Here is a 14,904-nt window from a genome sequence, read left to right as displayed (position 1 = left end):
ATGCAGAACAACACGCACGTGAGCGGTGCGAACAGCGTATCGATCCACTCGGGTGGCGACACGAATCTCATCGGAGCCAACGTCAAGGGTGCATCGATCAGTGCAGACGTTGGCGGCGATCTGAACGTCGCCAGCGTGCAGGACACGACCACGAGTGCAGTGCGTCAGCAGAGCATGAGCGCGGGTGCAAGCATCAGCCAGGGTGGCGGCAGTGCGAGCGCAAGCGTATCGGGTGGCAATGCACGCGGCAGCTACGCGGGCGTCAATGAGCAAAGCGGTATTCAAGCGGGCTCGGGTGGTTTCGAAATCAACGTCAAAGGCAATACGACGCTCACGGGTGCGTATCTCGCAAGCGACGCCGATGCATCAAAGAACAGCCTGAGCACAGATACGCTCACGAGCACCGACATCGAGAATCATTCGAGCCTTGACGCGTCGAGCTTCGGCATCAGCGCGGGAGGCGGTGTAGGTTCGACGGGCCAGGCAACCGGGCCCGCCTCGGTAAGCGGCGCCGGGGGCATCGTGCCGATGCTGCCGCAAAACGACAGCGACGATAGCCGCGCGACGACGAAGAGCGCGATCAGCGAGAGCGCGATCCACATCACGGATCAGGCGAATCAGAAGCAAGACATCACATCGATCCGTCGCGAGACCTCGGATCTGAATGGCACGCTCTCCGAAGCGCCGGACCTGAGCACCCTGCTCGCCAAGCAAGCCGACATGATGCAGGCCGCACAAGCGGCGGGTCAGGTCGTTGCGCAAGGTATCGGCGCTTATGCGAATGCGCAGATGGAAGCGGCCCTAGAAGCCGGCGACACGGCAAGCGCACAAGCATGGGCCGAAGGCGGCACGAGCCGCGTGCTCGCGCATATCGCCGGCGGTGCGCTCATGGGTGGACTCGGTGGCGGCAGTCTAGGCGGCGCGATGCAAGGCGCTGCGGGCGCAGGCGTATCGGCATCGCTTGCGGGCAAGCTCAACAGCCTGGCCGATTCCATCGGAGACGCAACCGGCTCGATGACGCTCGGCAACACCGTGTCGAACGTCCTCGCGGGAATGGGTGGCGGACTCGCCGGAGGTGGTACAGGCGCCTTCATGGCGTCGAACGCCGACCTCTACAACCGTGCCACGACGAACTCCGATGGCACGGGCGGAACGGGAAGCCAGATGCTGGACCGGTTCGCCGACTGGGCCAAATGGACCTACGGCGACATACCCGGCACCGTCAGCAATTGGGGCAATCAGAGCGTCCAACACATGAACGCCGATGCGCAGGCGAAGATGTCTGAACCTGCATCGGACTTGATCGCTCAGGGCATCGCCAATGGGGTAAATGCCGTAGCCGGTACTGGCGGAGGAAAGCCGCCAACGGCCAGTCCGGGGACTGTGCTGGTCGATTCCAAGGCGTTGAGTGCGGTATCGACATTAGGATACGAACCTGAGAAGCTGCCAAGTAATACACTAATCAGTAGTAGAAAAAACGCAAATGAGGCGCCAAATCCTAACAATCCGGCCCCTCAGCCTAGGGAACCCGCATCAGCAAGCGCCGAGATTTTTTCCTCCATTTTTGGGGAAAACGGCGAGTTACCTGCCGGCATTGATGGCAGGGGTAAACCAATCTCAATGGAAGCGAGTGACAATCCGAACGTCACCGCGGAGCAATTTGCAAAGGCAGCATTCAACAGCCAGACACCGGTCAAAGTTATGAATAACATCACAGGCGAGGGGAGCTGGGTCGCTATCCTACCTGACGGGACGGCCGTCACGTATAGGCCTGCTGGCCAGGCGTCGACCGCGACACGCTCGACAACAGCGACGGTTGAAGTTAGCAGCCCATCGATTCGAAACATTAACAATGGCAAAGCCGCCAAATTTAAATTTCCAAGCAAATGATTTTTACCTTTCCCGCCATCGATTATCAACAACAACTCATCTTTGCGAGCTTAGATGATTTTACACCCAATGACGCCCTTTCAAATTACTTGGGCGGTCAATTCGGGTGGAACACTGAAATTTGGAGGCAAGCAGTAATTGAATTTCTTTGCATAAATATAAAATGCGAACTCATAGAACTCACCCATCACGCAATCGTCATGGCACGCTCGAAATCAACAAGCCTCAAAGATTTATTAATACACGGAGACCCGACAAACAACATATCAATCGATATACTTTGGAATGCATTGTACTTTAACGGAACCTCAAAATTAACAAAAATTCTCGAGGATTTAGACATGCACAACTGGAATGCAATTGATCAACCCAAAAATCAAAATTTGATTTATAAATTAACAAAGCTTTACGAGGATTGCACCACACCATGATCTTACAAATTGTATATTAAACGCATGATCCAATCCAAAATGAATACCCTGGAAGAAATCGCGCATATTGGAGACAAAAATAGATTTGCCGTCACCCTAAAACTCGACAAAAATTATGGCGACATCTGGCTATTCGGACGCATATGCTACTGGATTGGAGGTGACATCGTCGGCGACTACAATCTCGGAACATCTCTACGCGATGTTTTGATTCAATCATCGTACATACGCAACGACAGCGGGAAGAGATTTTGCCCCTCATTAGCTAATTTAGAAAAAGATAAAATTTTTTCGCTGACATCTAACTCCCTTTTAGAAAATAGCACAGACATCTCTCAATACACACAAGGCGACCCCTTATCAGCTTGTTTCGACGTCCGCATCCCGGTCGACGTATTCGATTCCTGGAAAATATTCCTAGTTGAAGATATCAGCGAAGCAAGAATGCTTTACAAACATATTGACTCCCCCAACATCAGAGAATTTAAATTGACGCCAAATGAATTCGACAATGTATTTTGCGAAGCATACATTCACCTTGAGAAATTGTACGATATAGAGAATGAAAAACATAAATGACTCATTGACGAATAAAAAATAACACAATCATCGACCTGACCTGCTCCGGCGATTGAGCACCATGAGAATCTGGAGATAACGACATATCCGGCAACGGAGGGCGAGACGCCCGACGAGTTTCGTCGGCACATGAACAACGACTGCCAACAGCCGTTATTTCTGGAGCTGCGGGGTCCTAAGAAAATGGGCAAGTCAATTGAACGACAAGCCAATTTCCGGACCGCCTTGTCGAGCAGACTAAAAAAACCCTCGATGACATACCCAGCCCCCCAAGCGATTGGAGAAACTTGAGCGTTCAACACACGAACACCGACACGCCGGCAAACCACCCAAACCCTACCCTCGCCCCTTCCCCACCAACACCATCGCAATTCCGCCCACAATCGCCACCGAAGCCATCGCCAATCGTGGCGTAACGGGTTCCGACAACAGCACCACGCCCCCCACTGCCGCGATCAGCGGTACCGACAACTGCACGGTCGCAGCGCGCATCGCACCGAGCTTGCTCAGCGCCGCATACCAGATCACATACCCCACGCCCGACGTGAACGCCCCCGAAACGATCGCCAAGCCAACCCCTGCTCTGTTCGCATACGCATGCACCTGCGTATCCACGACGCTATACGCACTCAACACAAGCGCAAACGGCACCGACCTCGCGAAGTTGCCCGCCGTCGCAGCAAGCGGGTCCGATACGCCGCGCCCACGCAACGAATACACACCCCACGCGACACCCGCCACCCCCATCGATGCCGCCCCGGACACCGACGGCGCCGCCATACCCGGCGACACGAGATAGACCAACCCCGCGATCGCGAGTCCAAGCCCCAACCATGCAACGACTCCGAACGCTTCTCCCGAGCGCAAACCCACACCGACCATCGTCAATTGCACCGCGCCGAACAAAATCAAAGCGCCCGTCCCCGCGGACAAGGTCAAATACGCAAACGAAAAGAAAGCGACATACGCAAACAACGTCACGGCAGCGAGCCAATCGGCGCGTCCCGACGAAGACCGCGCCGACCTCAAGCGCACCATCAGCGCAAGCATGATCGCACCCGAGACAAGCCGGATGCTCGCGAAACTGGCCGGATCGATTTCCCCTCCGCGAAGCGCAAGCCGACACAGCAGCGAATTCGCTGCAAAGGCCGCCATCGCCACCGCAGTGAGAATCATCGTCTGCAACACGAACATGCGACTGCGCGCTTCACGCATGGCGCACCACAAGCACCACCGCCCAACACAACAGCGCCGCGCCCAAAGGCGCACTCAGACGCCGCCCCCATCGAACATTCTTTTCAATCGCCATCGCAGCCGCAAGCACAAGCATCCAGCCCACACTGCCGAGACCGAGCGCGAACATCAATAGCATCAACGCCCAACAACACCCGACGCAAAACAGCCCATGCCGCACGCCAAGCACGAATGCATGCCACGCATTCGCATGCCCGCGCCAATGCTCGACGATAAAACTCAAAGGCGTACGGCACTTCTCCAGGCATCGATACTTGAGCGCACTGAACTGAAACGCACCCGCGAGCGCAATGACCGCGACGCCAATCATCCAACCACGCCAGGCCAACACAGGCACGCGAGCGAACAGAAACAACACCGCACCATGCAGACCATGCGCGACAAGTCCAAACGCGCCCCACACCGCCACATAGCCCAACACAAGCATCAGCAGAAGCCGCCCGTGATCCGCGCGCCCCATCGTCATCCGATCGAAAGCATCGAACAGCGGCAACGTGGTCGGCAACATCATGGCCATCGTCATGAGAATCCAGGCGACCGCGTACAGCACCAGAGGCACGACCACGTCCCCCGCTGGCACGAAACGACATAGAAATGCCGCGGGCCCCGACGCAGTCCAATCGCCGTGTTCGACGTAACGTCCATACGGACTGCGCGCCCACGCCCACAACACAATCCACGCGAGCGCGATCAGCGCCGCCAGCACCGGCATGAAAATCGAAGCATGGTGCGACACGCCGAGCGGCGGACGACCGGCGCTCGGGTTCATGCCTCGAACCGAAACGTGCTCTGCAATGCGTTGTGATTCTTGATGTCGAGATCGATGCCGAGTGCGGCATTCCGCGATCGATAGGTCGGCGCCTTGCCGACAAACACCGGCGCGCCGGGCACCGTCGAAAACACCGTCTCCGTGAGCGTGGTCGTCGCCCCGCTCGTTCCGACATAAGGCTCAAGTTCCGCGTAGTAATTCGCACCGATCTCGAGTTCGCCCTTGCCCCCCGTCACGGTAAAGCGAATCGACGCGCGCTCCACCGATACGACCTTGCCGATCAGCTTCGCAAGATCGGCGACCGGTCCGCCGGCTTGACCGGTATAGACCTTCAGCAGCGCCTCTTCTTGTTCCTTCGAGGCGGTGTCATCGATATAGATCGCAGCGGTCCAATTGCCCTGCAAGATATTGCCCGGCACATGCGCCACGGCCGCGATCGTCGTGCCGCCGACGTCGATGCCCTCGATCGTGCCTTTGTCGATATGCCATGCGACGATCGTGTCGCATGTCCCATTGTCCGGATCCTCGCCGATCCAGCACGGACACAGAACATTGCAATTGCAAACTTCGAGGAGCCGACCTTCCAGGTGATAACTCATACGAACCTCCGTTGAAGGTACGCAAACACCGTCTTTCGCCGCAAGGCGCGGCAGCCAGGGGGTAGAAATTTTCCCGCTGCGCATTGCACCAAGTCAAGCTCGGCGACGATCGATTCAGCGATCGCGCGAAGGTCGATGACACACGCTTCGTACTCCGTCGGATGCACACACTGCGATGCTTTATTCGGACCTTACGCGCACCTTTAACTCAAGCAAGCCACGCGCGCCTGCACTCAGCAAATCCTTCAAAGCATCGACACGTGCGAGCCATTGCGTCACGGTGTCCTCGCATTGCCGTGCCGCATCGTTCGCGAGCGTGACGACGCTTGTACGAACCGCATGACTCAGCGCCGCATGGACACGTCCGTAGTCGATCCCCGCGATTTCGCAGACCGGTCCGTTCACACCCGGATGCTCGACGACGACATCGTCAAAATCCGCGCCGCTCTCAAGCGCGACCTCCATCCGCAACGCGTTCGGCTCAATCGCATAGTCGGCCCAGATCCTCGATGCTTCACGCGAAAACGCTTCACGCACTGACTCCGACAACGCACGGCACATCGCCGTCACATCGTGCGTCGCGGCGTGCGTATCGAGCAATGCAGGCAACGTGGGCATCACACTGCGCCAAAGCGCATTCGCCATCTGCGTTTTCTGAAGCTCAAGCGCAGTGAGTGCGCCGCGCAACGACGCGTCAAGTTCAGTCAGCATCGGCGATACGTCGCGCTCGAGCGCACCGAGCACATTCTCTTCGAGGTGATGCAACAGAATCTCGGCATGCTTGCGGCGCTTATACGCGAGCGCCGGTTCCGCGATCGCGAGCAAGGCCTCGTACAAGCGCTCGAATCCCGCCTCGCTCATCGCCGAAGCCGTCTGGCCCTGCTCACGCGCGACATACGCGGAGATCGATACAGACGGCCTCAGCAGCGTCGGTTCGACGCCCATCGTCACAAGCTTCTCCCGCGCGCGAACACGGATATCGTCTTCCTGCAAGGCGCGTCGTTCCGCGCTCTTGTTTCGCAGACATTTGACGATCTCGCCGTCGACCTCGTCTTCTTCATAGACGTCGCTGCGCGTGACGACAGGCATCAAAGGCTTGTTCCGGTGCAGCTCGCGCCCGAGATCGTCGAGCTCCTGCACTTGTCCGGGCGACGTCGAACTCGTCAGCCACAAGACGCCGTCTGCGCTATCGGTAAAGCGCTGCGTCAACGCGGCGTTGTCCGGCGTCACCGAATGCAGTCCGGGCGTGTCGAGCAGCACGAGGTTGTCGCCAAGACACACGCCCTGAAGCCTCGACGTCGTTTCAGTCGAGCCTTCCTTGAAGGGCTCCTGTGTCTCGATGACACGCCCCGCATCGACATAGAAGTACTGAACCGCGCGGCGATGCGCGGCAAAGCGCTCCGCGAGAAAATTGCAGAACGAACTCTTGCCCGCATTGAATTTGCCGAACACGAGCAGCAAGGCCTTGTCGTCGAAATGATCGGCGAGGTCCTGAGCCGCTTGAAGACGCGTCCATTGATGCGTCCACGTCTGCGCGGTCTCGCTGACGGTCGCATTGATCGCATCCGCTTGCCGGATCAGCTCGCTCTGCGCGCTCAATCCCATCGCGACCAGCGCATGCGATTGCAGCGCCGCATTCAATGCCGCAAGCCAATCGTTGAGCGCATGCACCACCGCTTCGACGTCGCGCCTCGTGAATTCGAACGCGTCGACTTCGGCGATAAAGCGAGATTCATGAGTCGCGTCGGCTTTCATGTTCAAGCATCCATACGATGCAAGGCGGCCGACGCCTTGTCGGTGGCGACGATCGCGGCTTCCGTATCGGCAATCTGCTCCGCCAGCGCTTCGCGATCGGCCGAGCGCTCATAGTAATGCGTGAAATCGCGCTGGATACGTTCGCGCCCCGATGCTTCACAGAACATCCGGCGCAAATCCTTGCGGAATTTGACCGACACACCCATGACGGCAATCATGACCGAATTCAAACTGCTCGCCACGGTCTGCTGTTCGGCCGGCAATTCGATGACGCCGTGCCCGGCGAGAAATGCATCGATTTCGATGCATGCGCGCGAATAAGCAATCTGAATATGCGCACGCTCAAGTTTGCCCGCGGTAATCGCATAGACATCCTTCGCGGTGTCCGGCACAAGCGCATGGTCCGTGGTGAGCGCGTCGAGCATGGCCTCGATTTCGCCGCTGACCTTGTCGATGACGGTCTTGAGCCCGCGATCAAAATCCGCGCGCTGCTGACGCTGCGTATGCTTGAGCACATGCAGCGTCTGATCCTGTGCCGCTTTGAGCTGACGCAATTCTTCGCCGATTTCGCCGAACAGCAAGGCCGTTTCCCGTACGCGAGCCTCGGGCACACGCGCGAGCTCGCTCTGCAACGCCGCGTGCAGCGCGGGAATCCCGCTTTTTTCAAGCATCAACGCCTTGCCGCCTTCGACGCCCTTGCGATGCCGCACGGCCGACACCGCATTCGGCACGATACCCGGCACCTGATTCGCGATCGCGTCGCCGATCTTCCGTAATTCTGCGTCGTCCGCAAGCTGATCCACTTGCGACAGCACGAACAGCGTCTGCCGCCCCGTCCTGTTCTCATCCTCGCCGAGCTGCGCGAGCAATTCGCGCTCCGAGGCATCGAGCTCACCTTCCTTCGCGGCGTGGACGAACAGTCGGATATCCGATCTGAGCCACGCCGCCTGCAAGGCCTGACGATCGTCCTCGGTGCCGACGTCCGCATCGAGTCCGGGCGCATCGAGCCATCGCACGCCCGCGACGAGACGGTCCGACAAGGCCACGGTCTCGCGCTTGTCGGAGACCGCGAACGCCTCGTGCCCAACCAGCTCATTGAGCAAGCTGCTCTTGCCGTGGTTGTATTTGCCGACCACGGTGACAACGGGCTCGCTATCGTCGATAAGAATCTGCAAACGCGCGAGATCATGCGTCCGCTTAGGCAACACACAAGCGACGTCACGCGCCGCCTGTTCACGTTGGGCATTCGACACCGGATCATCCTCCGCTGTTCAAGAATAGGGTCAGGCGATCGCGCCGTCAGCCCAGATCGCCGCCGGCGACGGGCAAGACCGTGCCGGTGATATAGCTCGCGTCATCCGACGCCAGGAACAAAATCGGCGCGACCTGCTCGTCGATGCTGCCGTAGCGCTTGAAGAACGTCGAATCGGTCACCTGTCGTACCGCCTCGTCCATCCAGATCTTTTCCTGCGCACTGTCGCCGTCCGCATTGCGCGGAATACGCCGCGCAGGCGCCGCGGTGCCGCCCGGCGCCGTCGCGACGACGCGGATATTGCGCTCCGCATACTCCATCGCAAGCGACTGCGTGATTGCGTTGACGCCGCCCTTGGCCGCCGAATACGGCACGCGATGAATCCCGCGCGTCGCGTTCGACGAGATGTTGACGATCGTACCGCCGCCGCGTGCAAGCAGATGCGGCAACACGGCATGACATGCGTACAAGGTCGGCATCAACGAGCGCCGGATTTCCGCATCGATCTGCTCGGGTTCGAACTCCGCGAACGGACGCATCCGAATCGCGCCGCCGACGCCGTTGATCAGCACGTCGATCCCGCCAAAACGCGCTGCGGCGAATGCCATCGCCGACGCGGCGCCCGCATACGTTTCGAGATCCGCGATAAAGCCCGCCGTCTCGGCCCCCTTCGCTTCGGCCGCGACGTCCGCCACGAAGTCCGCGCGATCGACGAACACGACCTTGCCGCCCTCGGCCGCGACACCGAGCGCCACGCCGCGGCCGATACCCTGAGCCGCCCCCGTCACGACGACGACCTTGTCCGCGAATCGTTGCGCGCTCATGCGGCCCTCGGGGTCGCGGCGTTCGGCGTGAACTTCTCGTAGTGGAAGCTGTTCGGCGCGACGCCGGTGTCCTCGAAATGCTTGCGCACGGCGTCGACCATCGGCGGCGGGCCGCAGAGATACACGTCGACGTCGCCGTCGTTCAAGGCATCGTCGGGAATATGCTGCGTGACCCAACCCTTGCGCGGATGGTCCGACGCGGGATCGGCAATGACCGTCGCGAAACTGAAATTCGGCAGCTTCGCCACATAAGCCTCGATTTCGTTGACAAGCACGAGATCGAGATCGCGCGTCACGCCGTAAATCAAATGCACTTTCTGCTGCGAGCCCGTACGCGCCAACACTTCAAGCATCGAAAGAAACGGCGCGAGCCCCGTGCCGCCCGCGAGGAACAGCAGCGGACGCTGCACGGCGCGCAAATAAAAACTGCCGAGCGGCCCGTTCAAATCGAGCTTCGCGCCCGCCTGCGCCGATTCGAGCCACGTGCTCATGACACCGCCGGGAATCTTCTTGATCAGGAAGCTGATCTTCGACGCGCCGGGCGCCGACGAAAACGAATACGAGCGATGCTGACCGCTGCCGGGCACATCGATATTGACGTACTGTCCGGGCAAGAACACGGGTGCCGCCGCATCGACGTCGAGTTCGAGCACGACGGCGGCGTCGTGATGCTGTTCGATCTTCGAGACCGTCGCCGCGAATCGCGTGTGCTCGGTCTTGCAGACGGCCGACGAAGCGGGCACCGCAATGACGCAATCGCTCTGCGGCACCATCTGACACGTAAGCACGAGCCCCCGGTCCTTCTCGTCCTCGCTCAAGGCGTCTTCGATATAGTCGTCGCCGAGATCGTAGTCGCCGCTTTCGGCGCGGCATTTACAGGTCCCGCACACGCCGTCCGAGCAATCCATCGGCAAATTGATGCGCGCGCGGAATGCGGCGTCGAGTACTTTTTCACCGGCCTTGCATTCGACAAAACGCGTGACGCCGTCTTCAAAATTCAATGCAACTGTGTACGTGGACATGGAACCTCCGTCTCACCATGTAACGCGGCACGCGATATCAGACGTGATACACGTCGAGCACCTGCCGGATATAGTCGTTCTTCAGCACAATCTTCTTGCGCGAAATCAGTAAGCCATCGTCGACCTTGCGCAATGTCACGAGCATCGTTCCGAAGAAGTGATCCGTCGACTTGTAGCGATGGTTGAGCGTATGGAAGTTGTAGCGCACGTCGACTTCGTCGCCGCGTTCGGCGAGCACCTCGACGTTCGTCACGTTGTGACTCGTGCGCGGCTCGGGGGTCGACGCCCCGCTGCGCTCGGTCTTGATCCGGAACACGCGATCCTCGAGCCCGCCGCGATCCGGGTAGTACATCAGCGAGATCTGGCTCTCGTGGTCGTCGGTGAGCCGGTCGTCGTCGTCCCAGGCCGGCATCCAATAGCTGACGTCGTTCGTATAGCACGCGAGCCACGCGTCCCACTCACGATCGTCGAGAAAACGCGCTTCGCGATAGAGCGCCGCGCAAATCGTTTGATAGTCGAAGCTCATGCGACGGCTCCTTCGCGTTCCTTCGCGAGCGCATCGCGCATCACGTGCACCCAGTATTCGTGCTGACACACGAACAGGCCTTCGTCTTCGCTGCGCTCACCCGAGATCAGCGGCTTGAGGCCCATTTTCTTCGCGTTCTCGTCGGCGCCGTCGACCCACAGCGGCGCGCCGCGCGACAGATCGTTCCACATCGCCGTGCTGCCCGCATACCCCGCCTGGCATGCACGAAATTCCTCGAGATCGTCGGCCGTTCCCATGCCCGTCACGTTGAAGAAATCTTCGTACTGTCGAATGCGCGTCGCACGCTCGTCGGCGCTTTCATGCTTAGGCGCAAAGCAGAAAATCGTGACCTCGGTCTGATCGACGCTGATCGGACGCACGACGCGGATCTGCGTACTGAACTGATCCATCAGAAACACGTTCGGATACAGACACAGATTGCGCGTCTGATTGACGATAAAGTCCGCGCCGACCTCGCCCACGCGCGCCTGGATTTCGTCGCGATGCTTGTAGACGGGGCGCACTTCGGGATTCATCGTCTGAGTCCACAACAGGATGTGGCCATGTTCAAAGCCGTAGACACCCGCGACCGACTTGCTCCAGCTATTCGCGTCGACGGCCTTCGTGCCGTCTTCCTTGCGACGGCCCATCGTCGCCGCGTAATTCCAGTGAACGGTGCTGACGTGATATCCGTCGCAGCCGTTTTCCATCTGCATTTTCCAATTGCCCTCGTAGATATACGAGGAATTGCCGCGCAACACTTCAAGACCTTGGGGCGACTGATCGACGATCTGGTCGATGATGACCTTGGCTTCGCCGAGATAGTCCTCAAGCGGCGGCGCATCGGCATTCAAGCTGCCGAACAGGAAGCCGCGGTAGTTCTCGAAGCGCGCGACCTTCCTGAGGTCGTGCGAACCGTGCGTATTGAACTGCACCGGATATTCGGTCGTCTTTTCGTCCTTGACCTTGAGCAGCTTGCCCGTGTTCGAAAAGGTCCAGCCGTGAAACGGGCATGTGAAGCTGCCCTTGTTGCCGTGCTTGCGCCGGCACAGCATCGCGCCCTTGTGTGCGCACGCATTGATGACCGCATGCAGCGCGCCGGTCTTGTCGCGCGTCAGCACGATCGGCTGACGGCCGATCCATGTCGTGTAGTAATCGTTGTTGTTCGGAATTTGGCTTTCGTGCGCGAGATAGACCCAATTCTGTTCGAAGATGTATTTCATCTCGAGTTCGAACAAATCGGCGTTGGTGAAAATATCGCGACGGCAACGAAAGACGCCGTTCTGCTTGTCGTCCTGCACGGCGGTGGACAGCAGATGATCGAGTTCCCGGACTTTGTCGGTAACAACGGACATGATGGATCTCCAATGCCCATTCCAAACGCTGTACGGAGTCCTGAATCAGCGTCGAATGATGCTTAACACGAGGGTCGGACGCGGCGGCGCGAACGCGGCGCCGCGTCGAGAAGCGCTTAGACCGTGGCGGCGGCGCGCAGGCGGGAAACGAGCTGGTTGTCCTTACCTTGGACAAGCGGCGTCAGCGTGAAATTGAATTCGATATCCTTGTACGCGTCGGCCTTGAGGCCGAGCGACGCGCCGCCCGTCTTGTCGACGACCGGCGGAATCAGTTCTTCACGCGTCGCATACGCGAAGTCGTCCCAGATCAGCGGATCGCCTTCGATATTGAATTGCGTCGTGAGCTTGCGATGACCGTCGCCCGACACGAAGAAGTGCACGTGCGCGGGACGGTTGCCGTGACGGCCGAGCACATTGAGCAATTTTTGCGTCGAACCGTGCGGCGGGCAGCCATAGCCGACAGGCATCAGTGTGCGGAATTCATACTTGCCGTCCGTGCCCGTCTTGACCGCGCCGCGCAGATTGAAATCGCTTTGCGCGCCCGTCGGATCGAAGTGCGAGTAGAAGCCCTTCGAATTCGCATGCCAGCATTCGACGATCGCGCCCGCCACGGGCTTGCCGTCCGCGCCTTTGACCGTACCGTGGATCACGAGCGGACCCGCGTCCTCATCGGGATTGATATCGATCTTGACGAGGCCGTCGTGAACCTTCGCACCCGCGACATAGAGCGGGCCTTCGATCGTGCGCGGCGTGCCGCCGTCGGCGCCGATCGCCTTGTCTTCGGCATCCATGCGGATGTCGAGATACTTCTCGAGGCCGAGGCCCGCCGCGAGCAGCGCCGCTTCGCCGTCCTGGCCCAGCTTGTTCAGATAGTTGATGCCCGTCCAGACTTCATCCGGCGTGATGTCGAGATCGTCGATCGCCTTGAAGAGATCGCCGAGCAGACGCAGCACGATCTGCTGGAAGCGTGCATTGCCGTTCTTCGCTTCAACGTTCGACGCGGCCTTCAACAGGTCCTGCACTTCCTGGGTTTGGAATACTTTGACGCTCATGATGTCTGTCTCCATGGGGTATTTTGGGGAAAAAACGGTATCGGGCAACGACGCCCGTGAAAGCTCACCTCTTACCTGGGCTTAACTTTCGTCGTCCCGAATCGACGACGGGTGGCGACACAACGGCGTCACCGAAATCTTCATATACGGAAACAGCGGCAAGCCGGTCAGGATCTCGTGAAGCTCGGCATTGCTCGCCACGTCGAAAATGCTGTAATTCGCGTACTCGCCTACGATGCGCCAGATGTGGGGCCACTTACCGCTGCGCTGAAGGTTCTGCGAATAGGCCTTTTCGCGGGCCTTGATTTCGTTCGCGACATCGGCCGGCATATCGGCCGGGATCTGCACATCCATCCGTACGTGGAAAAGCATCGTGAGCGTCCTCTTGATCGAGATCGAGGTTATTGGGTGACTTCCATCGCGCCGTCCCGCACGAATCGGCCGACCTTGGCTTCATCGAGCTCGATGCCGAGGCCCGGCCCCTTGGGCACGGTCAATTCGAAGTCGCTGTAGTCGAGCGGCTGAGTCAGGATTTCTTCAGTGATCAGCAGCGGCCCGAACAATTCGGTGCCCCATTGCAGATTCGCGAAGCTCGCGAACAGATGCGCTGACGCGATCGTGCTGAACGCGCCTTCCAGCATCGTGCCGCCATAGAGTTCGATACCCGCCGCGTCGGCGATCGCCGCGACACGTTGCGCGGCGAACAGGCCGCCGCTCTGTTCGATCTTGATCGCGAACACATCGGCGCCGTCGTGGCGCGCGATATCGAATGCGCTCTCCGGGCCCTGCAGGATTTCATCGGCCATCAAGGCCACGGGGAAACGACGCGTCAGACGCGCGAGCGCGGCGGCCGACGCGACCGGTTGTTCGATGAGTTCGCAACCGGCGTCGGCCAACGCGGGGATCGCGCGCGCGGCCTGCGTTTCGCTCCACGCCATATTGACGTCGACACGCACCGCGGCGCGATCGCCCAGCGCCTTCTTGATTTCGGCGACGTGCCGAATATCGGCCTGAAGTTCCTTGGCGCCGATCTTGAGCTTGAAAGTCTTGTGACGGCGCACGTCGAGCATATGCTCGGCTTCCGCGATGTCCTTCGCCGTATCGCCCGACGCGAGCGTCCACGCGACCGGCAGGCGATCGCGGCGACGGCCGCCGAGCAATTCGCCGATCGACACGCCGAGCCGCTTGCCATGCGCGTCGAGCAATGCGGTTTCGAGTGCGCTCTTCGAGAAATGATTGACCTTGACGAGCTTGCCGAGGTGCGCCATCAGCGCTTGAATGCGCGTCGCATCCTTGCCGATCATCGCCGGGCCGAGATAGGTGTCGATCGCAAGCTTCATGGCCTCCGGACTTTCGGGACCATAGGCCATCCCCGCGATCGTCGTGCCTTCGCCGATGCCCACGACACCGTCGCTGCAGTAGATCTTCACGAGCATCAGGGTTTGCCCGTACATCGTCGCGACCGAGAGCTTATGCGGACGAATCGTCGGCAAATCGACGAGGCAGGTTTCGATACGTTCGATCGTGGCTGAAGTCATGGCGGCCGCTGCGTAAAGGAAGTTCGTTGGATAGTTTTATACGTCCGGCCCCTTTGAG

15 protein-coding genes are annotated in these 14,904 nt (G+C 59.4%); 3 read left to right on the top strand and 12 right to left on the bottom strand.

What is annotated here, in order from left to right; translation table 11 throughout:
* The 3 genes from D7S86_RS12580 to D7S86_RS12575 form a co-directional block, all read left to right on the top strand.
* On the top strand, window positions 1-1,890 hold a 1,890-nt coding region (locus tag D7S86_RS12580; RefSeq protein WP_147432315.1), incomplete at its 5' end, for a hemagglutinin repeat-containing protein.
* The gene (locus tag D7S86_RS29095; RefSeq protein WP_147432314.1) at window positions 1,887-2,321 is read left to right on the top strand and encodes a hypothetical protein; all 435 of its coding nucleotides are present in this window, start codon (window positions 1,887-1,889) and stop codon (window positions 2,319-2,321) included. The genes D7S86_RS12580 and D7S86_RS29095, both read left to right, overlap by 4 nt.
* 39 nt (window positions 2,322-2,360) lie before the next feature.
* Complete coding sequence (locus D7S86_RS12575; protein ID WP_158601934.1) at window positions 2,361-2,900, top strand: immunity 42 family protein; 540 nt, start codon at window positions 2,361-2,363, stop codon at window positions 2,898-2,900.
* A gap of 336 nt (window positions 2,901-3,236) precedes the next feature.
* Here the strand turns inward: D7S86_RS12575 and D7S86_RS12570 are convergent, their stop codons facing one another.
* The 12 genes from D7S86_RS12570 to D7S86_RS12515 form a co-directional block, all read right to left on the bottom strand.
* Window positions 3,237-4,115, bottom strand: a complete 879-nt coding sequence (locus D7S86_RS12570) for a DMT family transporter (protein WP_121086867.1) — start codon at window positions 4,113-4,115, stop codon at window positions 3,237-3,239.
* Complete coding sequence (locus D7S86_RS12565; RefSeq protein ID WP_121086865.1) at window positions 4,108-4,923, bottom strand: DUF2182 domain-containing protein; 816 nt, start codon at window positions 4,921-4,923, stop codon at window positions 4,108-4,110. The genes D7S86_RS12570 and D7S86_RS12565 overlap by 8 nt, the downstream gene beginning before the upstream one ends.
* Window positions 4,920-5,522 (bottom strand): DUF1326 domain-containing protein, encoded by a 603-nt coding sequence (locus D7S86_RS12560; protein ID WP_121086863.1) that lies wholly within the window; start codon window positions 5,520-5,522, stop codon window positions 4,920-4,922. Before D7S86_RS12560 ends, D7S86_RS12565 begins: the two co-directional genes overlap by 4 nt.
* A gap of 180 nt (window positions 5,523-5,702) precedes the next feature.
* Window positions 5,703-7,277, bottom strand: a complete 1,575-nt coding sequence (locus D7S86_RS12555) for a dynamin family protein (RefSeq protein WP_121086861.1) — start codon at window positions 7,275-7,277, stop codon at window positions 5,703-5,705.
* Between the two features lie 2 nt (window positions 7,278-7,279).
* The gene (locus D7S86_RS12550) at window positions 7,280-8,530 is read right to left on the bottom strand and encodes a GTPase (protein WP_121086860.1); all 1,251 of its coding nucleotides are present in this window, start codon (window positions 8,528-8,530) and stop codon (window positions 7,280-7,282) included.
* A 46-nt stretch (window positions 8,531-8,576) separates the two neighbouring features.
* Complete coding sequence (benD, locus tag D7S86_RS12545) at window positions 8,577-9,353, bottom strand: benzoate diol dehydrogenase BenD (RefSeq protein ID WP_121086857.1); 777 nt, start codon at window positions 9,351-9,353, stop codon at window positions 8,577-8,579.
* Window positions 9,350-10,375, bottom strand: coding sequence for a benzoate 1,2-dioxygenase electron transfer component BenC (gene benC, locus D7S86_RS12540; RefSeq protein ID WP_121086855.1), 1,026 nt, complete (start codon window positions 10,373-10,375; stop codon window positions 9,350-9,352). Before benC ends, benD begins: the two co-directional genes overlap by 4 nt.
* A gap of 37 nt (window positions 10,376-10,412) precedes the next feature.
* Window positions 10,413-10,901 carry a benzoate 1,2-dioxygenase small subunit gene (benB, locus tag D7S86_RS12535; RefSeq protein ID WP_121086853.1) on the bottom strand — a complete coding sequence of 163 codons (489 nt, stop codon included), beginning with the start codon at window positions 10,899-10,901 and terminating at the stop codon, window positions 10,413-10,415.
* Window positions 10,898-12,256: a Rieske 2Fe-2S domain-containing protein gene (locus tag D7S86_RS12530; RefSeq protein WP_121086851.1), complete on the bottom strand. Its 1,359-nt coding sequence runs from the start codon at window positions 12,254-12,256 to the stop codon at window positions 10,898-10,900. The genes benB and D7S86_RS12530 overlap by 4 nt, the downstream gene beginning before the upstream one ends.
* A 116-nt stretch (window positions 12,257-12,372) precedes the next feature.
* Window positions 12,373-13,308 carry a catechol 1,2-dioxygenase gene (catA, locus tag D7S86_RS12525; protein WP_121086972.1) on the bottom strand — a complete coding sequence of 312 codons (936 nt, stop codon included), beginning with the start codon at window positions 13,306-13,308 and terminating at the stop codon, window positions 12,373-12,375.
* Between the two features lie 81 nt (window positions 13,309-13,389).
* Window positions 13,390-13,680, bottom strand: a complete 291-nt coding sequence (catC, locus tag D7S86_RS12520) for a muconolactone Delta-isomerase (RefSeq protein WP_121086850.1) — start codon at window positions 13,678-13,680, stop codon at window positions 13,390-13,392.
* 29 nt (window positions 13,681-13,709) lie between these two features.
* Complete coding sequence (locus tag D7S86_RS12515) at window positions 13,710-14,846, bottom strand: muconate/chloromuconate family cycloisomerase (protein WP_121086848.1); 1,137 nt, start codon at window positions 14,844-14,846, stop codon at window positions 13,710-13,712.
* Between the last annotated feature and the right edge of the window lie 58 nt (window positions 14,847-14,904).

The organism is Pararobbsia silviterrae (assembly GCF_003628125.1).
Lineage (GTDB): Bacteria > Pseudomonadota > Gammaproteobacteria > Burkholderiales > Burkholderiaceae > Pararobbsia > Pararobbsia silviterrae.
Note: the sequence above shows the minus strand (reverse complement) of the source record. Positions and strands in the feature narration are given on the sequence as shown.